Source organism: Paracidovorax wautersii (assembly GCF_900113035.1).
Taxonomy (GTDB): Bacteria; Pseudomonadota; Gammaproteobacteria; order Burkholderiales; family Burkholderiaceae_C; genus Paracidovorax; species Paracidovorax wautersii.
Window position 1 is genome coordinate 19,079 of sequence record NZ_FONX01000022.1, and the last position, 22,970, is coordinate 42,048.

The following is a 22,970-nucleotide window of genomic DNA, read 5'->3' on the forward strand; positions in this document are numbered from 1 at the left end:
AGGCCTACAATCCGGCGATGCGCGCCGCTCACACCTCCCTGCTCCTGCTGGCCCTCGCCAGCGCCTCGGCCCTGGCTCAGTCCCAGGCTCCAGCCCCTGCGGCTGCTCCCGCCACGGGCGGCGCCGTCCAGCGCGAACCGGTGGACGAACGCGGCCAGGCCGGCAACCGCTACAACCAGCGTACCGAGCGCATCGTGGTGGAAGACGAAGGCAGCCGCGTGAACGAGCTGCGCATCGGCGGCCAGACGCGCAGCATCACCGTGCAGCCCAAGACCGGCTCCATGCCCGAATACGAAGTGCAGCCGTCCGACGGCGCCCGCTCCAGCCCCGGCGGCCGCAACGGCTCCGAGACCATCACCGGCCCGCGCGTCTGGAACCTCGGCAAGTTCTGATCGGCGCCGCGGCTGCGGCCACGCCGGAGCCGGCACACCAGAGCGGGGCCATTGGCTCCGCTTTTTAGCTTCTTCCCCGCCCCTTTTCCCCTTTGTTGTTGTCCTGACCGATGGCCGTCTTCACCGAAGTCTCCCTACCCGAGGCCAGCGATCTGCTGCGCCGCCTGAATCTCGGCTCGCTCATCGAGCTGCGCGGCATCGAGGGCGGGATCGAGAACACCAACTACTTCGCCACCACCGACCAGGGCGAATACGTGCTGACGCTGTTCGAGCGCCTGTCGGCCGCACAGCTGCCCTTCTACCTGCACCTGATGAAGCATCTGGCGCATGCCGGCATTCCGGTGCCCGATCCGCAGGCGGATTCCGACGGCGACATCCTGCACCGCGTGGCCGGCAAGCCGGCCGCCGTGGTCAACAAGCTGCGCGGCAAGAGCCAGCTGGCGCCCCAGGCCGTGCACTGCGCGGCCCTGGGCACCATGCTGGCCCGCATGCACCTGGCCGGGCGCGACTACGACCGCCGCCAGCCCAACCTGCGCGGCCTGCCCTGGTGGAACGAGACCGTGCCGGTCGTGCTGCCCCACCTGGATGCAGCCCAGGCCGCGCTGCTGCAGGCCGAACTGGCCTACCAGAACCACATCGCCGCATCGTCCGCCTACGCCGCCCTGCCCCGGGGCCCGGTGCATGCCGACCTGTTCCGCGACAACGCCATGTTCGAGGGCGAGACGCTCACCGGCTGCTTCGACTTCTACTTCGCGGGCGTCGATACCTTCCTGTTCGACCTGTCCGTGTGCCTGAACGACTGGTGCATCGACCTCGCCACGGGCACGCACCACCCCGAACGCGCCGCGGCCCTGCTCGCCGCCTACCAGGCCGAGCGCCCGCTCACGGCCGAGGAACGCACGCTGCTGCCCGCCATGCTGCGCGCCGGCGCCCTGCGCTTCTGGATCTCGCGGCTCTGGGACTTCTACCTGCCGCGCGAGGCCGCCATGCTCAAGCCGCACGACCCGACGCATTTCGAACGGGTGCTGCGCGAGCGCGTGGCGCACCCGGTGCTCGCCAGCGCGGTCTGACGCAGCGGCGCGAAAGACCCTGCGGCGCCGGCCCGGTGCGGCGTCCGCGCAACGCATTGGGCGCCCAGAAGCGCCGGAAACCCCTTACGGGCCCGGAGATGCAAGGCTTTGCGGCCTCCGCCCGCGCCGGGGCCTGACAATGGCGAAAACGCGTCCGCCCGCCGGCGCGCAACCGCTCACCGATCCCTTTTTCCTGATTCTGTTCAAGCACCCGGCCCGGGCCTCGCGGCCCCGGCCCTGCCCGCGATCCACGCACACCGCCACGCCATGAAACTGCATATCGTCCCCGCCCGCGCCGGCCTGGAATGGGTCCGCCTCGGCATCCGCGTCTTCTGGCGCCAACCCATGGCGCTGGCCTCGCTGTTCTTCGTGACCATGGCCGCCATGTCGATCGCCACCCTGGTGCCGCTGATCGGCCCGGCCGTGGCGCTGGCGCTGCTGCCGGCCGCCACGCTGGCCATGATGGTGGCCGCGGGCGACGCCACGCAGGGCCGCTACCCCACGCCCGCGCTGCTGCTGGTGGCCTTCCGCACCGGCCGCCAACGCCTGCGCTCCATGCTCACCCTGGGCGTGCTCTACGCCATCGGCTTCCTGGCGGTGATGGCCCTGTCCGCGCTGCTGGACGACGGGCAGTTCGCCCGCGTCTATCTGGGCGGCGATCCCATGACGCGCGAAATCGCTGAGCAGCCCCAGTTCCAGGCCGCCATGTGGCTGGCCCTCATCCTCTACATCCCGCTGTCGCTGCTGTTCTGGCATGCGCCCGGCCTGGTGCACTGGCACGGCGTGCCGCCGGTCAAGGCCCTCTTCTTCAGCATCGTGGCCTGCACGCGCAACTTCTGGGCCTTCACCGTCTATGGCCTGGCCTGGACGGGCGTCTTCCTGGGCGCGGGCATCGCCGCCAGCGTGGTCGCCGCCCTGCTGGCGGTGATGGGGCTGGGCACGGGCATCATGGCCGGCATCATGGTGGGCACCGCCATGCTGCTGGCGGCCATGTTCTTCACCTCGGTGGTGTTCTCGTTCCGCGACTGCTTCGAGCCGCCGGAGCGCCTGCCGGAGGCCTCCAGCGACAGCTATTCCACCCACACGCCGGTGGAATGATTCATCGCGCTGCCACATTTGTCTGGCAGCCGCGTCACCTTCCTGTCATCGTTCATTCCTAGCATCCACGGCGAAGGCGGCCCGGAACCCTCCGGCGCCGCTCCCCTGCCTGGAAGCTCGCCCCGCACGCAGATGCGGGTGGTCCGGGCCATCGCTGCCGCCCCACTGGAATGAACATGCCATCCCCCTCCCTGCCTTCGCGCCGCAAAGCCCTGCAATTCCTGGCCGGCGTGCCCATGCTGCCGCTGGGCGCCGGCGCCGCTGCCGCCTTCGTCGCTCAAGCCGCCGCTGCCAAGGGCAGCACCGGCGCCAGCTACCGCGCGGCGAGCTTCGGCTCGATGGCCGCCCCCTCGCTCGCCACCCCCGCCGCCATGGCGACCACCACGGTGGGCTCCACGCTGAACGTGCAGTTCAGCGATGACTCCAGCCAGAGCTACCAGCTGGCCTACCAGCCTTTCTTCATGACCGGCGACCAGGTGCCCAGCACGGCCGGCGGCACCATCCTGGCCGGCGGCTATTTCGACATCCACAACCGGCCGATCATCGACGCCTCGGTGCCCGGCAAGGAACGCCAGTTCTTCTCCGACTGCCCGGACGGCACCTCGCTGCTGAAGCTGGACAAGGCCCGCGTCCAGGGCGTGAAGGGCCACCCGGTGTTCGCCGTGGTGCAGTTCGAATACACCACCCGCAACCAGGCCCAGGCCTCGATGTACGGCCAGCTGCCCTCGCCCATCGCCGTGCTGACGCTGGACCAGGACCCGGCCACCGGCAAGCTGAGCCTGGTGAAGTACCACAACGTGGACACCTCGGCCGTGAAGGGCCTGTGGATCACCTGCGGCGCCAGCCTCTCGCCCTGGAACACCCACCTGTCCAGCGAAGAGTACGAGCCCGACGCCATGCTGGCCACCAACGCCCAGTTGCAAAGCTTCAGCAAGAACCTGTTCGGCGACGCCACGAAGGCCAACCCCTACGACTACGGCCACATGCCCGAAGTCACCGTGCACCCCGACGGCACGGGCAGCATCAAGAAGCACTACTGCATGGGCCGCATCTCGCACGAGCTGGTGCAGGTCATGCCCGACCAGCGCACCGCGCTGATGGGCGACGACGCCACCAACGGCGGCCTGTTCATGTTCGTGGCCGACAAGGCGAAGGATCTTTCCGCCGGCACGCTGTACGTGGGCCAGTGGACGCAGACCTCCGGCACCGGCCCCGGCGCCGGCAACATCCGCTGGATCCGCCTGGGCCATGCCACCAGCGCCGAGATCAAGGCCCTGGTGGACGGCGGCATCAAGCCCGCCGACATCATGGACGTGAAGACCAGCGACCCCGCCGACAGCAGCTACACGCAGATCTTCTTCAACGGCAAGAAGAACTGGGTCAAGCTCCAGCCCGGCATGGACAAGGCCGCCGCCTTCCTGGAAACCCACCGCTATGCCGCGCTCAAGGGCGGCTCGATGGGCTTCACCAAGATGGAAGGCACCACCGTCAACGTCAAGGACAAGCGGGCCTATTCCGCCATGTCCTACGTGCAGAGCAGCATGCTCAAGGGCAACGCCGCCAACCAGGGCGACATCCAGGTCGAAGGCCCGAAGGCCGGCGCCGTGTACGAGCACATCCTGATGGGCGACCAGAAGGACACGGCCGGCAACCCCATCCACAGCGAATGGGTGTCCGTGCGCATGGAGGCGCCCGCCGCGCTGATCGGCGAAGACCTGGCCAAGGCCGACGCCCTGGGCAACCTGGCCCACGCCGACAAGATCGCCAACCCCGACAACATCAAGTTCGCGGAAAAGCTGCGCACCCTCTTCATCGGCGAAGACAGCGGCATGCACGTGAACAACTTCCTCTGGGCCTACAACGTCGATACCCAGCAGCTCAGCCGCGTGCTGTCGGTGCCGGCAGGCGCCGAATCCACCGGCCTGCAGGCGGTGGACGAGATCAACGGCTGGACCTACGTGATGAGCAACTTCCAGCACGCCGGCGACTGGGAGAGCCCGCTGCACGACGTGGTCAAGCCGAAGCTCGACCCGCTGGTGCGCGCCAACTACAAGGACCGCTTCGGCGCGTCGGTCGGCTACCTGACGGCCGTGCAGACGCAGATGACGCTCGACAAGCCCAGGAAAGGCTGAAGCGCCCTCCCTGGCCGGCGCCCTTCGCAGGGCCGGGCCAGGCACCCAGAAGAAACGAGGCCCGGGGCCTCGTTTTTCTTTGGGGGCATCCCGCCCGTGCCATCCCGCGCCGCGAGCCCTGCAGCCCCGGTGCTCTATCGCGCCTTCGGCAGATCGGGAAAGAGATGCAGGGCGGCGTACTGCAGCAGCATGATGGTCTTGCCGTCCCGTATCGTTCCCGCCTCGACCATCGCCAGCGCTTCGGCGATGCCGACCTCCAGCACGGCGATGTCTTCGCCCTCTTCCTCGATGCCGCCGCCTTCGGATTGCCGGTCGCCCGGCTGGTATTCGCCCACGAAGAAGTGCAGGCGCTCCGTCACCGAGCCGGGGCTCATGAAGGCGTCGAAGACCTTGCGCACCTCGTGCACGCGGAAGCCCGTTTCCTCTTCCACTTCGGCGCGGATGCGGACCTCGGGCGCAGCGTCGTCGAGCAGCCCCGCAGGCGTTTCGATCAGCAGGTCGTCATGGCCGTTGACGAATGCGGGATAGCGCAGCTGCCGGGTGAGGACGACGGTGCGGCGCTGCAGGTCGTAGAGCAGGATCGTGGCGCCGTCGCCCCGGTCATAGGTCTCGCGCGACTGGCGCTGCCAGCGGCCGTCGCTGCGCTGGAAGGAGAAGGTGGTCTTCTTCAGCACGTACCAGTCGTCCGACAGGGTCGTGACGTCTTCGATGCGGATACGGTGGGCAATGCTCAACGGGATCTCCTGGGAAGGTTTCGGCGATGGCGGCCGGCCCCGCCTCGGCAACGGCGGACCGGCGGACGGCGAGAAGCAGCGAGAGGCCATGAGGGGCGGAAAGCGGCGGCCAGGGCCCGGACGCACCGGGCCCGTGACAGGCCTCACTCAGCCTCCGCTCAATCCACCACCGTCAGCTTGGCCACGGAGAGCGCCAGCCACTTGGTGCCGTGGCGCGGGAAGTTGACCTGGGCGCGGGCATCGTCGCCCGAGCCCTCCAGCGCCAGCACCTTGCCTTCGCCGAACTTGGTGTGGAACACGGCCAGGCCCACGCGCAGGCCGTGGGCGGGAGGCGTCTTCTGCACCGGCACGGGCGGGCTGGCGAAGGTCTCGGACTTGAAGCCAAAACCGCCGCCAGCGCTTGATTTATAAGCGCCGCCTGCTCCGCTATTAGGAGCATAGGTACCAAAGCCCTGCTGCTTGGGCGTGATCCATTTCAGGGCCCCTTCAGGCAGTTCGTCGAAGAAGCGGCTCTTGATGTTGTAGCGGGTCTGGCCGTGCAGCAGCCGGGTCTGCGAATGGCTCAGGTAGAGGCGCTTGCGCGCGCGGGTGATGGCCACGTACATCAGGCGGCGTTCTTCCTCCAGGCCCTCGCGGTCGTTCATGGAGTTCTCGTGCGGGAACAGGCCCTCTTCCATGCCGCCGATGAAGACACCGTCGAACTCCAGCCCCTTGCTGGCGTGCACGGTCATGAGCTGCACCGCGTCCTGCCCGGCCTGGGCCTGGTTGTCGCCGGCCTCCAGCGCGGCGTGGGTCAGGAAGGCGGCCAGCGGCGACAAGGTTTCGCCCGTGTCGGCATCGACGATGCCGGCCACCGGCGGCAGCGGCTCGTCGGTCTGCGGCAGAGCCGGGTCCAAGCCCTGGCTGGCCGGGCTCTGCGAGAGGCCGGGCGCGGCGCGGCCGCCGTGCTCGTCCACCGGCAGGGCCACGGCGTCGCGGCCGAAGCCTTCCTGGGTGACGAAGCTCTCGGCGGCGTTGACGAGTTCGTCCAGGTTCTCCAGCCGGTCGGCGCCTTCCTTTTCGTTGCGGTAGTGCTCCACCAGGCCGCTGGCCTCCAGCATCTGGCCGATGATGCCGCGCAGGTTCTGGCCCTGCGTCTGCTCGCGCATCACATCGACCAGCGCGACGAAGGCGCCCAGATTGGCGCCCGCCTTGCCGGGCACGGCGCTCACCGCGTCGTGCAGCGAGCAGCCGGCCTGCCGGGACGCGTCCTGCAGCACTTCGATGGTGCGCGCGCCGATGCCACGCGGCGGGAAGTTCACCACCCGCAGGAAGCTCGTGTCGTCGTGCGGGTTCTCCAGAAGGCGCAGGTAGGCCAGCGCGTGCTTGATTTCGGCACGCTCGAAGAAGCGCAGGCCGCCATAGACGCGGTAGGGCACCGAGGCATTGAAGAGCGCCGATTCGATCACCCGGCTCTGCGCATTGCTGCGGTAGAGCACGGCGATTTCCTTGCGCTCGAAGCCGTCGCTCCTCACCAGCTGCTTGATCTCATCGACCATCCACTGCGCCTCGGCCAGGTCGGTGGTGGACTCGTACACGCGCACCGGCTCGCCCGGGCCCTGCGTGGTGCGCAGGTTCTTGCCCAGCCGCTTGCTGTTGTGGCTGATGAGGGCGTTGGCGGAGTCGAGGATGTTGCTGTAGCTGCGGTAGTTCTGCTCCAGCTTGATCTGGCGCTCGACGCCGAACTCGCGCACGAAGTCGGCCATGTTGCCCACGCGCGCGCCGCGGAAGGCGTAGATGCTCTGGTCGTCGTCGCCCACGGCGATCACGCTGCCGTAAGTCTGCAGGCGCCCGCCCACCTGGTCGCCGGCCAGCTGCTTGAGCCAGGCGTACTGGAGCTTGTTGGTGTCCTGGAATTCGTCCACCAGGATGTGCGCGAAGCGCCGCTGGTAGTGCTGGCGCACCGGGTCGTTGTCGCGCAGCAGCTCGAAGCTGCGCAGCATCAGCTCGCCGAAATCGACCACGCCTTCGCGCTGGCACTGCTCTTCGTAGAGCTGGTAGATCTCCACCTTCTTGCGGCTGTCGGCATCGCGCGCATCCACGTCGCCGGGGCGCAGCCCCTCTTCCTTGCAGCCGCTGATGAAATAGGCCATCTGCTTGGGCGGAAAGCGCTCCTCGTCGATGTTGAACTGCTTGCACAGGCGCTTGACGGCCGAGAGCTGGTCCTGCGTGTCCAGGATCTGGAACGACTGCGGCAGCCCCGCCAGCTTGTAGTGCGCGCGCAGCAGGCGGTTGCACAGGCCGTGGAAGGTGCCGATCCACATGCCGCGCACGCTCACCGGCAGCATCGCACCCAGGCGGGCGACCATTTCCTTGGCCGCCTTGTTGGTGAAGGTCACGGCCAGGATGCCGCCGGGCGTGGCGTAGCCGTTCTGCAGCAGCCAGGCGATGCGCGTGGTCAGCACGCGGGTCTTGCCCGATCCGGCGCCCGCGAGGATGAGCGCGTGGCCCGCCGGCAGCGTGACGGCGGCGAGCTGCTCGTCGTTCAGGTTCTGCAGCAGGGGCGAGGTGGCGGGATCGACGCGCGGCGCAGGGCCGGGCTCGCCAGCGCCGAAAGGCGCATCGTGCGCGCCGGAAAACAGGTCTTGAGAAGGCATCCCGCCATTGTAGGAACCCGGCCGCGCCCGCCGGGCCCCAAGGTCAAGCTCTATGCTTTCGATAGCAGAGGACGCAGCCTCCATGCGCGCCGCGGGGCCCTGGAGCTAAACACGCCGCCATCAGCCCAGCAGGCCGTCGAGCGCGTCGGATTCGAATTTCTGCCAGAGCGCGTCGCGCCGCTCCAGCGCCTCCTGCACCGCGCCATGGCGCAGCTGGGCCACGGCGGACACCAGCGCGTTGCACAGGAAGAAGGCCGCGGTGTACGAATCGAAAGGCGACGCATTGGCCGTGCGCGCCACCAGGGCGTGCTGCGCGTGCTGCACGATGGGCGCGACCGGGCTGTCGGTGAGGGCCACCACGGTGGCGCCCTGCGCGCGGAAATGCTGCGCCGCCCGCAGGCTGCCGGCCGAATAGCGGCGGATGGTGAAGACCAGCAGCACATCCTGCGGCTGCACCCACAAGAGCCGATCCACCACGAACGAGGCGCCCGCGCCCAGGTCCTGCACGCCGGGGCGGCACAGGTGCAGGTGCGTGGCCAGGTAGCTGGCCACGGGCGCGCTGTTCTTCTCGGCCAGCACGAAGACGCGGCCCTTGCCGCTGCCCAGCAGGCGGGCAATGGCCTCGAAGGCGGGCATGTCCAGCCCGCTGCGCGTGGCGGCCAGGTTGTGCTGGTCGTGCAGCAGGGCGTCGTCCACGCATTCGGCCAGGCTGCGGCTCGCGCCCAGCGTGGCCGGGGCGCGCTGCGCGGCGGTCTGCAGGCGCGAGGTGACTTCGGAACGCGCCTCCCGCCGCACCTCGGCCAGGCTGTCGTAGCCCAGCTTGGCGAACATCCGCACCACGGTGGAGGCGCTGGTGCCGGTGCGCGCCGCGATGGCGCTGGCGGAATCCAGCAGCCCGTCGGGATAGTGCCGCAGCAGGTCGTCGGCCAGCGCTCGCTCGCTGGCGGTCAGGGAGGCAGCGCGGGCAGCGAGCCGTTCGGTCAGGAGCATCTTGGGCAGGAAGGGAGAAGGCCAAACGCGAGCGGGTGCCCGGGTGCGCCGATTGTGCATGCGGGCCCCGCCGCCAGCCAGCGCGAATTGCAACGTACATTGCAAACAAATATGATTCGTGAAATTTTCATTTCAACCATCATCTTCACGCCCAGGCCATGCACTCCAACCCTTCCCATGACGTCGCGGACGCCGCCGCCTCCGCCCAGCCCCTGCTCGACTGGCTCGCCTCGCAGGAACAGGCCATGGCGGACCTGCTGGCCCAGGTCGTGAACATCGACAGCGGCAGCGGCCACGAAGAGGGCGTGCGCCAGGTCGCGGCCCTGCTGCGCGGCCGGCTGGAGGCCGCCGGCATCGCCGTGCAGACCCTGCCCCAGCCGGGCTGGGGCGAATGCATCCTGGCCAAGGTGCCGGGCAGCGACGCCGCCGCCACCGGCCACTACCAGCTCATGGGCCACATGGACACCGTCTTCCCGCTGGGCACGGCGGCGCAGCGGCCCTGGCGCGTGGAAGGCGGCAAGGCCTACGGCCCGGGCGTGGCCGACATGAAGTCGGGCCTGGTGATGAACGTCTTCGTGGCCGAGGCGCTGGCGCGCTTCAAGGCCAACGCCACGCCCGTGCATCTGCTCTTCACCTGCGACGAGGAAGTGGGCTCGCCCACCTGCCGCACCGTGATCCGCGAGCATGTGCAGGGCGCCCGCGCGGTGCTCAACGCCGAACCCGGCCGCATCAGCGGCAACGTGGTCAACGAGCGCAAGGGCTCCTACCACCTGCACTTCGAGGTGCAGGGCGTGGCGGCGCATGCCGGCGTCAACCCCACGCAGGGCGCGAGCGCCATCGACGCGCTGGCCCGCAAGATCCTGGCGCTGCATGCGCTCAATGGCTGCGAGCCCGGCATCACCGTGAACGTGGGCGTAGTGCAGGGCGGCATGGCCTCCAACGTGGTGGCTCCGCTCGCCACCGCGCACGTCGATCTGCGCTACACGGCAGAGAACGACCTGCAGGCCGTGCTGGCGCGCATCCAGGCCGTGATCGAAGAGGAATCGCTGCCGCGCACCAGCGGCCGCATCCTCGCCCAGACCGGCACCCTGCCCATGGCCCGCACGCCCGATGCGCTGCTGCAGACCTACCAGCGCTGCGCGGCGCAGGTCGGCTTCGCGGTCGATGGCGAGCCCACCGGCGGCGCGGCCGACAGCGGCATCACCTCGCAGATGGGCATTCCGTCGCTCTGCGCCCTGGGCCCCGTGGGCGGCTACGCGCACAGCGAGCGCGAGTTCTGCGACCTGGCCACCTTCGTGCCGCGCGCCCAGGCGCTGGCGCTCACGCTGCTGGCGCTGGGCTGATCCGATCGCGCCCGCCCCACTTCACTTTCCCGTTTCCGTTTTTCGCTTTCGTTTCCTTGTTCGTTGACCTTCTGCAGATGCCTTTCATGAACCGCATGTCCTCTTTCGCCTCCCGCCGCCAGATCCTCGCCACCGGCCTGGGCCTGGCCGGCGCCGCCGCCCTGCCCGCCTTCGCCACGGGCGCGGCCAAGTACCCCAGCCGGCCGATCACCCTGGTCGTGCCCTTCCCGCCCGGCGGCTCCGTGGACATGATGGCCCGCCAGTACACCGAAGCGCTGGGCCGCATCCTGGGCGTGCCCATGGTGGTGGACAACAAGCCCGGCGCGGGCGGCTCCATCGGCACGCAGCCGGTCGCGCGCGCCCCGGCCGACGGCTACACGCTGGTCGTGTCCTCGCAGAGCAGCCACCTGGCCAACCCGCTGGTGCAGCCCAAGCTGGGCTACGACCCCATCAAGGACTTCGAGAACATCGCCATCCTGGGCCGCCAGCCCAACGTGCTGGTGGTGCACCCGAGCGTGCCCGCCAAGACCTTCGCCGAGTTCGTGGCCTACCTCAAGGCCAACCCCGGCCAGGTCAACTTCGCCACGGCCGGCGCCGGCAGCATGGGCCAGATCAATGCCGAGGCCTTCCTGCAGGCCGTGGGCGCCAAGGGCGTGCACATCCCCTACCGCGGCGGCTCGCCCTACGTGACGGCCATCCTGGGCGGCGAAGTGCAGTTCGCACTCGACAACCTGCTGGTCTTCCTGCAGCACATCCAGGCCGGCAAGCTGCGCGCGCTGGCCGTGGCCTCCGACACGCGCGTCGCCCAGCTGCCCGACGTGCCCACCTTCGCCGAACTGGGCCTGCCCGCGCTCAACCAGACCTCGTGGACCGGCATCGCCGCGCCCGCCGGCACGCCGGCGGAGGTCGTCAAGACCCTGCACCGGGCCATCCGCAAGGCGGCGACCGAGCCGGCCATGATCGAAAACCTCAAGGCGCGCGGCGTGATCCCGCCCGAAGAGATGTCGCCCGCCGGCTTCGAGAAGATGATGTCCGACCGCCTCGCCACCTACGGCGCCGTGGTGCGCAAGGCCAATATCAAGCCCGAGTGAGCTGACAGCGCCGCAGCGGCCGGCCGGCGGGCGCGCAGCACGGGCGATGGGCTTGTGGGAACATGGCGCGGCACGCCCATCCCCGAGCCCCTTTCCCACTGCCCAGCCCGCCATGCCCACACCACGACGCCTCTCCGCTGCCGCATTCGCCACCGCCCTCATCGCCGGCGCACCGCTGCTGGCGCATTCGCAATCTCTCTGCTCCAGCGACGGGCAGGCCCAGCCCGTGGCGCTGGTCGAGCGCTTCATCAACGCCGACTGCGGCGACTGCTGGACCCAGCCCCCGGCCGTGGAGCCCGCGACCTCGGCCGTGGTGCTGGACTGGATCGTGCCCGGCAGCCGGCTGGGCGACGACGCCCCGCTGGCCACAGCGGCCCTGCGCGAATCGCAGGAACGGCTGGAGCAGCTGCACCGCCCGGTGGCGCAGGCCACCGACACCTACGTCAGCGACATCGGCCCCGCCGCTGCGGCTGCCGCCCCCGGCCGCCTGCGGGTGATGGTCGGGCCGGCGGTGAACGACTACCGGGCCGCAGGCATCAGCCTGCCGCGCGGCAAGGCGCAGCAGCCCGCCTACCGCTACACCCTGCTGCTGACCGAGACGCTGCCGGCCGGCACCGAAGGATCGCCGGTCGCCCGCAACCTGGTGCGCAACGTGTTGCAGGACACCTGGAGCCAGGGCAACCAGCTGCCTCAAAGCGCTCGCGACCTGCTCTGGAAGGAAACCCGCCCCATGCGCATTCCCGACGGCGCCAACCCCGACCGCATGAACGTGGTCGGCTGGCTCGAAGACGCGAGCGGGCGCATCGTGGCGGCCGCCCGCTCGCGCTGCACCGCGCCCTGACGCGGGCCTGCCGCCCCGCGGGCAGGGTTTGCGCCGCAGGGGTAGAATCAATCACCGGGCCCAAGTTTTTTGGCGTCCGGTTTTTTTTGGTGCCTGCGCACAGCAGGGCTCGGCGACGCCGCACGGCGCGCCCTCCAGACCGGTCTCCAAGCCAAGCGCCCCATCGGGCAGGAAATTCTTCCTGCACGACCTTTCACAGGAGCTTGGAATCTCATGGAAATCTTCGACTACGACAACGTTCTTCTGCTGCCGCGCAAGTGCCGCGTGGAAAGCCGGTCCGAGTGCGACGCCAGCGTCACGCTGGGCCAGCGCACCTTCCGCCTGCCCGTGGTGCCCGCCAACATGAAGACCGTGGTGGATGAAAAGATCTGCCGCTGGCTGGCCGACAACGGCTACTTCTACGTCATGCACCGCTTCGATCTGGACAACGTGCAGTTCGTGCGCGACATGCACGCGGCCGGCACCTTCGCCTCCATCTCGCTGGGCGTGAAGCAGCCCGACTACGCCACCGTGGACACCCTGGCCGCCGAAGGCCTGGTGCCCGAATACATCACCATCGACATCGCCCACGGCCATGCCGACAGCGTGAAGAACATGATCGGCTACCTGAAGGAAAAGCTGCCGGGCTCCTTCGTCATCGCCGGCAACGTGGCCACGCCCGAAGCCGTGATCGACCTGGAGAACTGGGGCGCCGACGCCACCAAGGTCGGCGTGGGCCCGGGCAAGGTGTGCATCACCAAGCTCAAGACCGGCTTCGGCACGGGCGGCTGGCAGCTCTCGGCGCTCAAGTGGTGCGCCCGCGTGGCCACCAAGCCCATCATCGCCGACGGCGGCATCCGCAGCCACGGCGACATCGCCAAGAGCATCCGCTTCGGCGCCACCATGGTCATGATCGGCTCGCTCTTCGCCGGCCACGAGGAATCGCCCGGCAAGACCGTGGAAGTCGATGGCGAACGCTTCAAGGAGTACTACGGCTCGGCCAGCGACTTCAACAAGGGCGAATACAAGCACGTCGAAGGCAAGCGCATCCTCGAACCCATCAAGGGCACGCTCGCCAGCACCCTGATCGAGATGGAGCAGGACGTGCAGAGCTCCATCAGCTATGCCGGCGGCACCAAGCTGATGGACGTGCGCAAGGTGAACTACGTGATCCTGGGCGGCGACAACGCGGGCGAACACCTGCTGATGTGAAGCCCCGGGAGGGCCTGCACGCCCTCTTTTTTCAAAATTTTTTCGCTGCACTTGCGCCAACCGAAAAAATTCGTGCATAATTCGAGGCTCTGCAGCAACGCAGACACGAATTAAAAAGTGGGTTCTTAGCTCAGTTGGTAGAGCAGCGGACTCTTAATCCGTAGGTCGAGTGTTCGAGTCACTCAGGACCCACCACTTACAAGCCGCAAGGCAAAAAAAGCCGAAGTCACATCAGTGACTTCGGCTTTTTTCATTGTCCGCCGGTACGAGACGTTGATGTGACGACCCTCACACGGCACGCTGGTGCGTTCAGGCCAAACCAGCAGCGTCTCCCGCCCCCCCCAGCTCGGATCGAGGTTTCGACACCGTTTCCGACGACCGGAATGTCCGGTGCACTGAAATCGTCCTTGGCGCCTGCAGTCTCGCCGACACGGATCAGCCCGAGTCCGTCCGCCACCCGCCGTCGCGCAACACCATCTAAGGCCCATGCGGCCGATCTGCCGTACGGCCTGCGCACGGGCGGAAACCGCCGCCCACACGCCAGCACCCTGCACCCCATCGCCGCTCAGATTCGGAAAACCTTCATCGAGCCGAATCCACGCCCAAACAGGCCGCGCAAGAGCCCCAGCCTCGGCGTGGCAAACGAAGTCCATACCGCCCACGAAGCGACGCCGGCCAGCGACCGGAGAGGACGAGGCCGGTCGCGCCGGATCCGAGACACCGGAGACTACGCGTAAGTGCTAATGGAGTGACTCTCCAGTGAAAATATGATAGAAGCTCGCCATGAAAGAATGATATCCATATCATTTATTTCAATTTCCGATGCATTCTGTCGGGATTCGGCCTTTTACTGTGGAGAGTCACCATGACTGCTTTTTCCGGCATCGCACGGCGTTTGCACGCCGTATCGTTCCTGTTGATCATCGCGCTCGCGGCAGCGGCCGTGATGGCCTGGACGCAACTCAATCGCGTGGGAGAACTGGCCGACGAGACGGGCAGCGCCCGTGTTCCCCAGCTCACCCGCATTGCGAGCACGGAGCTGAGCATCACCCAGATCTCCCTGCAGATCCGCCATGCCATCCTGGTGCGCACGCCCGAGGACCTGAAGACGACCCTGGCCGATATCGACACCAAGTACAAGCGCATCGCGGATAACGATGCGGCTTTCCTGGCAGAGGTGAAGGACCCCAAGGCGCGGGAAGAATTCGTGAACGTCTGGCAGAAGCTGGAGCAGGAGTTCAAGCCCATCGCTGACCGAAACCTCCAGCTGATCGTCCAGGGCCGCAAGGATGAGGCGTTCGACGTGCTGGTGGCCGAAACCATCCCCATGCGCAACCGCCTGCTGGCCTGGCTGGCGAAGGAGCGCCAGCACCAGACGGACCTGCTGCATGCAGAGCTGAAAGACATTCGCCAGGAAGCCATCAAGACCCGCACCCAGCTGTCTTGGCTGGTGGTCGCGATCGCCGTGGGCCTGATCGCGTTTTCCTGGTACATCGCCCGCGTGCTGCAACGCCGCATCGCACAGTCCCGCGCAGTGGCCGAGCGGGTGCGCGATGGCGACCTCACCATGCCGGTGGCCGATACGGCTCAAGACGAATTCAGCCCGCTGCTGAGCGCCCTCGGCGACATGCAGCACGCGCTCACGCAGGTGGTGTCCACCGTGCGGCAAGGCTCCGAAAGCGTGGCCACGGCATCCGCCGAGATCGCCCAGGGCAACAACGACCTCTCCGCACGCACGGAGCACCAGGCCAGCGCGCTGGAAGAGACCGCGGCGTCCATGGATCAGCTGGGTGCCACCGTGCGCCAGAACGCCGACAACGCCCAGCAGGCCAGCCAGCTGGCGCGTACGGCCTCGGAAGTGGCGGCCCGTGGCGGGGCGGTCGTGTCCCAGGTCGTGAGCACCATGCGCGGCATCGACCAGAGCAGCGGCAAGATCGCCGAGATCATCGGCGTGATCGATGGCATCGCCTTCCAGACCAACATCCTGGCCCTGAACGCGGCGGTGGAAGCGGCCCGAGCCGGCGAACAAGGCCGCGGCTTCGCGGTGGTGGCCAGCGAAGTGCGCAACCTGGCACAGCGCAGTGCCGGAGCCGCCAAGGAGATCAAGGAACTGATCACCGACAGCGTGACCCAGGTCCGCAGCGGCTCGGCGCTGGTGGATCAGGCCGGCGTGACCATGACGGAGGTGGTGGACTCCATCCGCCGGGTGAACGAGGTGGTGTCGGAGATCAGCACGGCCAGCCGCGAGCAGAGCGCGGGGGTGAGCCAGGTGGGAGAGGCCGTGACCCAGATGGATCAGGTCACGCAACAGAACGCTGCGCTGGTGGAGGAAAGCGCCGCCGCAGCCAATTCACTGCGCCAGCAGGCCGAGAGCCTCGTGGCGGCGGTGGCCGTGTTCCGGCTGGATACGCAGACGCACGCCCTGCCCGCAGGCCAGGCGGAAAGCAGAACGCTGAAGCACTCGCCGCGCGGCAGGATGAACCTGCTGGCGACCTGAGCGCATTCGCCGCGACGCCTGGACCATCCGTTCAAGGCCTGCGGCACGCAGCCCCCAAGAAGGTGTTCGACCTACAGGCCGCCCTCCCGGCTGCACGCTAGCTTCGATGTTCCACCTCCACCCATTCGCCGCAAGGCCAGGAAAGAACATCATGAACGCAGACAACACCGCAGCCTCCCCCGACCGCATCGCCGTGGGCGACCCGGAGTCGGTGGCCCACTGGGCCCAGAAGTTGAGCGTGAGCGAGCAGCAGATCCAGGATGCCGTGGCCGCAGCGGGCGACAAGGCCTCCGACGTGGAAATGCACCTCAAGGGCACGCGCAGCACCACCAACGACGACCGCATCGAACAGGCGGGCGCAGGCAACTCCTGACGAAATCAGCGCCGGGCGGCACACGCTCGCGCCGCTCGGCCGCCATAATCGTTGCCGAGCGCCTTCCGCTCCTCATGGAGCGCCGAAGCCTCGCCACCTCTGCGTGCCGGGGCTTCCTGCCTTCCGCCCATCCTGGCCGCAGGCACCGCCGCCCCGCCGTCAAGCACCTTCAGCCCAGCCTATGCCGCACTTCCTCTCCCGCATCACCCTCGGCGCCGCCCTGATCGCCTCCTGCATCGGCGCCGCACAAGCCCAGCAGGTCACCGTGCAGGACGCCTGGGTGCGCGCCACGGTGCCGCAGCAAAAGGCCACCGGCGCGTTCATGCGGCTGAAGGCCGACAAGGATGTGCGCCTGGTGTCCGTGAGCACGCCCGCCGCGCCGATCGCCGAAGTCCATGAAATGAAGATGGTGGACAACGTGATGAAGATGCGCGCCGTGGAGGGTCTAGACCTGCACGCCGGCAAGAGCGTGGACCTGCAGCCAGGTGGCTACCACGTGATGCTGATGGACCTGCCGGCCCAGGTGAAGGCTGGCGACGTCGTGCCGCTGACGCTGGTGTTCCAGGGCAAGGACGGCCAGCGCGAGACCGTGCAGGTGCAGGCCCCGGCGCGCAGCATGGCAAGCGCAGCCGCTCCCGCAGGCGGCAGCATGGCCGGGCCAGGCGAGCACGGCGGCGGCATGCACAAGCACTGATTGATTGATCGATCGTTACATCGATCGATCGGCTGACCGCCCTCCCCTCGCCATTCCCGCCTCGCCTGCCTTGCCCTGCCGCCACCCATGAACCCACAAGCCCACGAACTCTGGCGCGCGCCGCGCTGGGCCCTGGCCGCCCTGCTGGCCCTGCTCGGCATGCTGGGGCCGTTCTCGATCGATACCTACATCCCGGCGTTCTCGGGCATCGCCGCGGCCGTGGGCGCCACACCGGTGGAGATGCAGCAGACGCTGTCGGCCTACCTGTTCGGCTTCGCCTTCATGACGCTGTTCCACGGCGCGCTGTCGGACAGCTTCGGCCGCCGGCCCGTGGTGCTCTGGGGCATCGCCGTGTTCACGCTCGCGTCGGCGGGCTGCGCGCTCTCGCAGAACATCGGCCAGCTGGTGCTGTTCCGGGCGCTGCAGGGGCTGTCGGCCGGGGCCGGCATCGTGGTGTCGCGCGCGGTGATCCGCGACATGTTCCCGCCGGCGCAGGCCCAGCAGGTGATGAGCCAGGTCACCATCTATTTCGGGGTGGCGCCGGCCATCGCGCCCATCGTGGGCGGCTGGCTGTTCGTGCACCTGGGCTGGCACAGCGTGTTCTGGTTCCTGACCGGCGTGGGCCTGCTGCTATGGATCGCCAACTTCCGCCTGCTGCCCGAAACGCTGCATGCCAGCCAGCGCCAGCCCTTCAATGCACGGCACCTGCTGCAGGGCTATTGGCAACTGGGTTCGAGCCCGCGCTTCCTGCTGCTGGCGCTGGCGAGCGGGGTGCCGTTCAACGGCATGTTCCTCTACGTGCTGGCGGCGCCCGCCTTCCTGGGCGACCACCTGCATCTGGCGCCCACGCATTTCTTCTGGTTCTTCATCCTGACCATCTCCGGGATCATGGGCGGCGCCTGGCTCAGCGGCCGGCTGGCGGGCCGCATTCCGCCCAAGCGGCAGATCCGCCACGGCTTCCTGATCATGTTCACCATGGCGGCGCTCAATCTGGCGGCCAACGCCCTGTTCACGGCGCATGTCTCCTGGGCGCTGCTGCCGATCGCGGTGTTCGCCTTCGGCTGGGCACTGATGGTGCCGGTCGTCACCTTGCTGGTGCTCGATCTCTACCCCGAGCGGCGCGGCATGGCCTCGTCGCTGCAGGCCTTCGTGGGCTCCACCGCCAACGGGGTGGTGGCCGGCGTGGTCGCGCCGCTGGTGATGCATTCGACCGTGCTGCTGGCCTGCGCATCGGCAGGCATGACCTGCGTCGGACTGGTGGCCTGGGTGTACCTGCACCACCGCTGGCCCGACATCGGCCGCGTGGCGACGGCCGCCTGACGCCGCGCAGCAGCCCCGGCTGACAGAGCCTTCTGCCAGGCCACAACCGCAGCGATGGCTTTCAGCCCCGCCGGCGCTCCAGGCCGTGCTCGGCGTAGTAGCGCGTCTTCGCCAGGTACATCGCCTGGTCGGCGCGGTTGACCGCGGCCTCGATCTGGTCGCCCGAAGCGGCGATGGCCACGCCCATCGACAGGCTCAGCTCCGAGCCCGGATAGAACTGGTTGTTGAGGTCCAGCAAAGACTGGATGCGATCCACCGCCGCCTGGACGCCGCGCTCGTCCACGCCCGGCATCAGCAACGAGAACTCGTCACCGCCGATGCGGGCCGCGCAGGCCGGCACATCCACCGCCTTGCCCAGCACCTCGCCCACGCGCCGCAGCATGGCATCGCCGGCCGCGTGGCCCGACTCGTCGTTGATGAACTTAAGCCCGTTCATGTCGATCACCACCACGCCCACGGGGAAGGGCCCCTTGCGCGTGAGCCGGTTCAGCTCTTCCACATAGAAGGCCCGGTTGCGCAGCTGGGTGAGCACGTCGTGCTTGCCCAGGTATTCCAGATAGGCCTCGGCCTTCTTGCGGGCGGTGATATCCACCAGGGACAGCAGCACCATGGACCAGTCGTCCTGGCGCTCCTCTAGGATGGAGAACTGCATGTGGATGTGGACGGCCTCGCCGGAGAGGCTGTAGTTCACGACCTCGCGCTGCTGGAAGAGCCGCCCCTCCCAGAGGTCGAGCAGCTGCTCGGCGAAGGACTCGTGCATCTCGCCGCGGAAGACCTTGGCGATCTGCTTGAAAAGGGTTTGCTTGCTGTCAGCGCCGAACATCTCCAGCGTCTGCTGGTTCACGTCGATGACCCGGATCTCCTGCATGCACCGGCCCACGAATTCGGGGTGCACCTTCAGGAAGGTCTTGAAGTCGCGGATGCCCTGGCGGCGCACGTCGTCGAGCAGCCGCTTGACCGCGCTGAAGTCCTCGACCCAGAGCGACACCGGCGAATGCTCGAAGAGCCCCCGCGCGTATTCCTCGCTGCGCTGCAGGCGCGTGCGGCTCTCGATCTGCTGGGTGTTGTCTTCCAGCGAGATGAGGACGCGGTCCCAGCGGTCTTCATGGCCGGTCAGGATGCGGCCGCGGATGTGGACGTCGAGCCGCCGGCCATCGAGCGCGTAATTCACGGTCTGGTTCGAGAACTCCAGCGCGCCGGACCAGAGCTGGCGCAATTCCTGGATGGCCTGCTGGTGCATGTCGCCCCGGAAGATGCTGCCCAGCGAGGCCAGCAGCGTGGCCTGGTCGGGCGCAGCGAACAACTCCAGCGTGCGCTGGTTCACCCGCAGCACCTTGATCGCCGCGCCATAGGCCTGCATGCGGGACGGGTCGGCACGCACATGCGCCTCGACATCGACCACGCCCTCGCTGCGCCAGGTGTCCAGCAAGGACTTCAGCTCACTGAAGTCCTCCAGCCAGAGCGAAACGGGCGCGATGTCGAACATATGCTCGAAATCGTTTTCCGGCGAGGGAGAAAAAGACATCCTGGGCACTCCATGGTCATGACGAGGGCGTGACAGCCGCATTGCGATCCACCCATGTCGAATTATTGACCGCGCCGTCCACACCCTCTGAGCACGCCCCAAAGAAAAAGCCAGCCTCAAGGGCTGGCTTTTTCTTTCACTCATTCACCGACGAGGGTGAATGGGTGCCTGGCGATCAGGCCTCAGCGGGCCGGACGGGCCGGGCGCTTGCGTGCATCGTGCGGCACGAAGGGCTTGCCACCGCCCGTGCCGGGCTTGGAGAACGCCGGCTTGCGTGCAGCGAAGTCGCCACCGCGGCCAGCGCCGTCAGGACGGCCGCCACCGAAGTTGCCGCGCGGCTGGTCGCCGAAGCCGCCGCGTGCGGGTTCACCGAAGCCTGGCTTGCGGCCGTAGCCTTCGCCGTCGCGGCGGGGAGCACCGCCGCCGAAGCCGCGCTGGTCGTCGCCACGGGGAGCGAAATGGCCGCCACCTTGGTAGCCGCCACCGTCACGGGCAGCCGGAGCGCCGCGGCCGAAACGGTCGCCACCGCGGTCACGGTCGCCGCCGAAGCCACCACCGAAGCCGCCACGGCCAGCACCGCCACCCGAAGGACGGCGATCGCCGCCACGGAAGCCGCCGCCTTCGCGGCCGCCACGGCCACCGAATTCAGGGCGGGCTTGCGGCGCGCGCTGCTGCGGCTCCAGGCCGGGGATGACTTCCGCCTTGAACTGCTGCTTGCTGTAGCCTTCGATGTCGAAGATCTTGCGGCGGTCACGGAACTCGGCGAACGTCACGGCCAGGCCTTGGCGGCCTGCACGGCCGGTACGGCCGATGCGGTGGGTGTAGTCCTCTGCCTTCATGGGCAGGCCGTAGTTGAAGACGTGCGTGATGGTCGGCACGTCGATGCCGCGAGCGGCCACGTCGGTGGCCACCAGCACCTGCACCTGGCCGCTGCGCAGCGCCATCAGGCGGCGGTTGCGCAGGCCCTGGCTCAGGGCGCCGTGCAGCGCCACGGCCGAGAAGCCTTCTTGCTGCAGGTCGTTGGCCAGGCCGTCGCACTCCACCTGGGTGCTGGCGAACACGATGGCCTGGTTGATGGAGGTGTCACGCAGCCAGTGGTCCAGCAGCTTGCGCTTGTGCTGGGCATTGTCGGCCCAGAACAGGGTCTGCTTGATGTTGGCGTGCTTTTCCTGCGGGCTGTCGATCTGCACCTTCTGCACGTGCGAACCGCCGTCGTGCATCACGCGCATGGCCAGCTGCTGGATGCGCGGCGCGAACGTGGCGCTGAACATCATGGTCTGCTGGCGCTGGCTGGTCATCTGGTTGATGTCGGCCAGGTCGTCGGCAAAGCCCAGGTCGAGCATGCGGTCGGCTTCATCGACCACCAGGAATTTCACCTGGTCGAGCTTGATCTGCATGGAGCGTTGCAGGTCCAGCAGACGGCCCGGCGTGGCGACCACGAGGTTGGCGTTCTGCAGCTTGGCGATCTGCAGCTGGTAGGGAATGCCACCCACCACGTTGGCCACGCGCAGGCCACGGCAGTGCTTGACCAGCTCGATGGCGTCGTGCGCCACCTGCTGCGCCAGTTCGCGCGTCGGGCACAGGATCAGCGCGCCGGGCACGGCGGGCTTGAAGTTGCGGGCGTTGGTGGGGTCCTTGCGCTTGGCGCGCTTCGGGGCCGGTTCGCCACGGGCGGTGGCTTCGGCCACGGCACGGTCGAATTCGGCGCGGGCGGCGGCGTCTGCAGCGGCCTGTTCGCCGATCAGCGTGTGCAGCACGGGCAGCAGGAAGGCTGCGGTCTTGCCGCTGCCGGTCTGGCTGGAGACCATCAGGTCGATGAAGCGGGCCGAAGCGTCGCTCGGGCTCATCGCCAGGGGAATGGCGCGAGCCTGCACTTGGGTGGGCTGGGTGTAGCCCAGGTCGGCCACGGCCTGCACCAGTTCGGCAGCCAGGCCCAGCTGGACGAAGCCATTGGGTTCGGCCGTCACTTCGACGTCGTCGGCCTGCACGGCCACGGATTCGGAAGCCAGGACTGCGTCTGCAGCGGCAATGGAGGTATCTGCAGGCGCGAATTCGCCCTGCACTTGGAGAGTGTCAGTCATATTTTTTCTCACACGAAGACAGCCGCAGGCGTGGCCTGCGGAGGCTTCGTCAATGGTTAAAAAACATCAACCATCAAACGAAACCAGAGCTGCGGGGAGCAGCGCGGGTGGGCATTTGTGCGAAGTGCCGCTGAAACGTGGGTTTCAAGCGGCTTGCAGGCCCGGTGTGTGAAGGGAGATGCGCAATCTGCGTGAGCCGCAAAGGGCTAATGTGTCACGCAAGCCGGCGATTATGGCATGCCTGGGGTTTTCCCGCAATGCCTCTTTTGCGCCCTGCCCCATCTTTGTGCGGGGCAGCGGGCGCCGGAGCGTCACACCGCCAGCAGATGCGTGCGGTAGTGGGCCATCTCGTCGATGGACTCGTGCACGTCGGCGAGCGCCGTGTGCCGCTGCGCCTTCTTGAAGGACGAATAGGCCTCGGGCTTCCAGCGCTTGGCCAGTTCCTTGAGCGTGCTCACGTCGATGTTGCGGTAGTGGAAGAAGGCTTCGAGCCGGGGCATGTAGCGCACCAGGAAGCGCCGGTCCTGGCCGATGCTGTTGCCGCACATGGGCGCCGAGCCCTTGGGCACGTAGCGCGCCAGGAACTCTATGATCTGCTGCTCGGCCTCGGCCTCGGTGATGGCCGAAGCCCGCACCTTGTCGATCAGGCCGCTGCGGCCATGCGTGCCCTTGTTCCAGGCATCCATGCCGTTGAGCAGTTCATCGGACTGGTGGATGGCGAACACCGGGCCCTCCACGCGGGGCTCCAGGTTCGGGCCGGTCACCACGACGGCGATCTCCAGCAGGCGGTCGGTTTCGGGGTTCAGGCCCGTCATTTCGCAATCGAGCCAGACCAGGTTCTGGTCGGACTTGGGCAAGGCAGGCACAGGGGTGGCAGCGGTTTCAGACATGCCCGCGATTGTCGCCGATGGGCAGGGCGCCCCGCACCGGCGCAGGCATTCCCACGCGGGCATCTGGCGCCA

Annotated in this window: 18 protein-coding genes and 1 tRNA gene; 13 read left to right on the forward strand and 6 right to left on the reverse strand. The window is 68.0% G+C overall.

Annotated elements, in window-relative coordinates; translation table 11 throughout:
- Window positions 1–17 precede the first annotated feature (17 nt).
- The 4 genes from BM070_RS21925 (at window position 18) to BM070_RS21940 (ending at window position 4,692) form a co-directional block, all read left to right on the forward strand.
- Window positions 18–392, forward strand: a complete 375-nt coding sequence (locus tag BM070_RS21925; protein ID WP_092941912.1) for a hypothetical protein — start codon at window positions 18–20, stop codon at window positions 390–392.
- Window positions 393–502: 110 nt separating this feature from the next.
- Complete coding sequence (locus BM070_RS21930; RefSeq protein ID WP_092941914.1) at window positions 503–1,462, forward strand: homoserine kinase; 960 nt, start codon at window positions 503–505, stop codon at window positions 1,460–1,462.
- 267 nt (window positions 1,463–1,729) lie between these two features.
- Window positions 1,730–2,560 carry a BPSS1780 family membrane protein gene (locus tag BM070_RS21935; RefSeq protein WP_092941916.1) on the forward strand — a complete coding sequence of 277 codons (831 nt, stop codon included), beginning with the start codon at window positions 1,730–1,732 and terminating at the stop codon, window positions 2,558–2,560.
- Between the two features lie 170 nt (window positions 2,561–2,730).
- Window positions 2,731–4,692, forward strand: a complete 1,962-nt coding sequence (locus tag BM070_RS21940; RefSeq protein WP_434803209.1) for a PhoX family protein — start codon at window positions 2,731–2,733, stop codon at window positions 4,690–4,692.
- Window positions 4,693–4,826: 134 nt separating this feature from the next.
- Here the strand turns inward: BM070_RS21940 and BM070_RS21945 are convergent, their stop codons facing one another.
- The 3 genes from BM070_RS21945 to BM070_RS21955 all read right to left on the reverse strand — a co-directional run bounded on the left by BM070_RS21945 (window position 4,827) and on the right by BM070_RS21955 (window position 9,052).
- Window positions 4,827–5,426, reverse strand: coding sequence for an NUDIX domain-containing protein (locus BM070_RS21945; RefSeq protein ID WP_092941918.1), 600 nt, complete (start codon window positions 5,424–5,426; stop codon window positions 4,827–4,829).
- A 158-nt stretch (window positions 5,427–5,584) separates the two neighbouring features.
- Window positions 5,585–8,062: a UvrD-helicase domain-containing protein gene (locus BM070_RS21950; protein WP_092941920.1), complete on the reverse strand. Its 2,478-nt coding sequence runs from the start codon at window positions 8,060–8,062 to the stop codon at window positions 5,585–5,587.
- Between the two features lie 120 nt (window positions 8,063–8,182).
- A complete protein-coding gene (locus BM070_RS21955; RefSeq protein WP_092941922.1) occupies window positions 8,183–9,052 on the reverse strand; it encodes a MurR/RpiR family transcriptional regulator in 870 nt (289 codons plus the stop codon).
- Between the two features lie 158 nt (window positions 9,053–9,210).
- Here BM070_RS21955 and BM070_RS21960 point away from each other — a divergent pair, with 158 nt between their 5' ends.
- From BM070_RS21960 to BM070_RS22000, 9 genes are all read left to right on the forward strand, one after another.
- Window positions 9,211–10,395, forward strand: coding sequence for a M20 family metallopeptidase (locus tag BM070_RS21960; protein ID WP_092941924.1), 1,185 nt, complete (start codon window positions 9,211–9,213; stop codon window positions 10,393–10,395).
- Between the two features lie 77 nt (window positions 10,396–10,472).
- Entirely contained in the window at window positions 10,473–11,486 is a 1,014-nt protein-coding gene (locus tag BM070_RS21965; protein ID WP_092941926.1) for a tripartite tricarboxylate transporter substrate binding protein BugE, read from the forward strand.
- A 112-nt stretch (window positions 11,487–11,598) separates the two neighbouring features.
- A complete protein-coding gene (locus tag BM070_RS21970; protein ID WP_092941928.1) occupies window positions 11,599–12,327 on the forward strand; it encodes a hypothetical protein in 729 nt (242 codons plus the stop codon).
- Window positions 12,328–12,540: 213 nt separating this feature from the next.
- A complete protein-coding gene (locus tag BM070_RS21975; RefSeq protein WP_092941930.1) occupies window positions 12,541–13,518 on the forward strand; it encodes a GMP reductase in 978 nt (325 codons plus the stop codon).
- Between the two features lie 119 nt (window positions 13,519–13,637).
- A tRNA-Lys gene (locus BM070_RS21980) sits at window positions 13,638–13,713 on the forward strand.
- Between the two features lie 670 nt (window positions 13,714–14,383).
- Window positions 14,384–16,015 (forward strand): methyl-accepting chemotaxis protein, encoded by a 1,632-nt coding sequence (locus BM070_RS21985; RefSeq protein ID WP_092941932.1) that lies wholly within the window; start codon window positions 14,384–14,386, stop codon window positions 16,013–16,015.
- A 151-nt stretch (window positions 16,016–16,166) separates the two neighbouring features.
- Entirely contained in the window at window positions 16,167–16,388 is a 222-nt protein-coding gene (locus BM070_RS21990) for a DUF3606 domain-containing protein (protein WP_092941934.1), read from the forward strand.
- A gap of 181 nt (window positions 16,389–16,569) precedes the next feature.
- On the forward strand, window positions 16,570–17,082 hold the full coding sequence (locus BM070_RS21995) for a copper chaperone PCu(A)C (RefSeq protein WP_092941936.1): 513 nt from the start codon (window positions 16,570–16,572) through the stop codon (window positions 17,080–17,082).
- Between the two features lie 87 nt (window positions 17,083–17,169).
- A complete protein-coding gene (locus BM070_RS22000; protein WP_092941938.1) occupies window positions 17,170–18,402 on the forward strand; it encodes a multidrug effflux MFS transporter in 1,233 nt (410 codons plus the stop codon).
- A 61-nt stretch (window positions 18,403–18,463) separates the two neighbouring features.
- Here BM070_RS22000 and BM070_RS22005 read toward each other — a convergent pair whose 3' ends face one another.
- From BM070_RS22005 to orn, 3 genes are all read right to left on the reverse strand, one after another.
- On the reverse strand, window positions 18,464–19,927 hold the full coding sequence (locus tag BM070_RS22005; protein WP_092941940.1) for a sensor domain-containing diguanylate cyclase: 1,464 nt from the start codon (window positions 19,925–19,927) through the stop codon (window positions 18,464–18,466).
- Window positions 19,928–20,109: 182 nt separating this feature from the next.
- Window positions 20,110–22,008: a DEAD/DEAH box helicase gene (locus tag BM070_RS22010; RefSeq protein WP_092941942.1), complete on the reverse strand. Its 1,899-nt coding sequence runs from the start codon at window positions 22,006–22,008 to the stop codon at window positions 20,110–20,112.
- Between the two features lie 311 nt (window positions 22,009–22,319).
- Complete coding sequence (orn, locus tag BM070_RS22015) at window positions 22,320–22,898, reverse strand: oligoribonuclease (protein ID WP_092941944.1); 579 nt, start codon at window positions 22,896–22,898, stop codon at window positions 22,320–22,322.
- Between the last annotated feature and the right edge of the window lie 72 nt (window positions 22,899–22,970).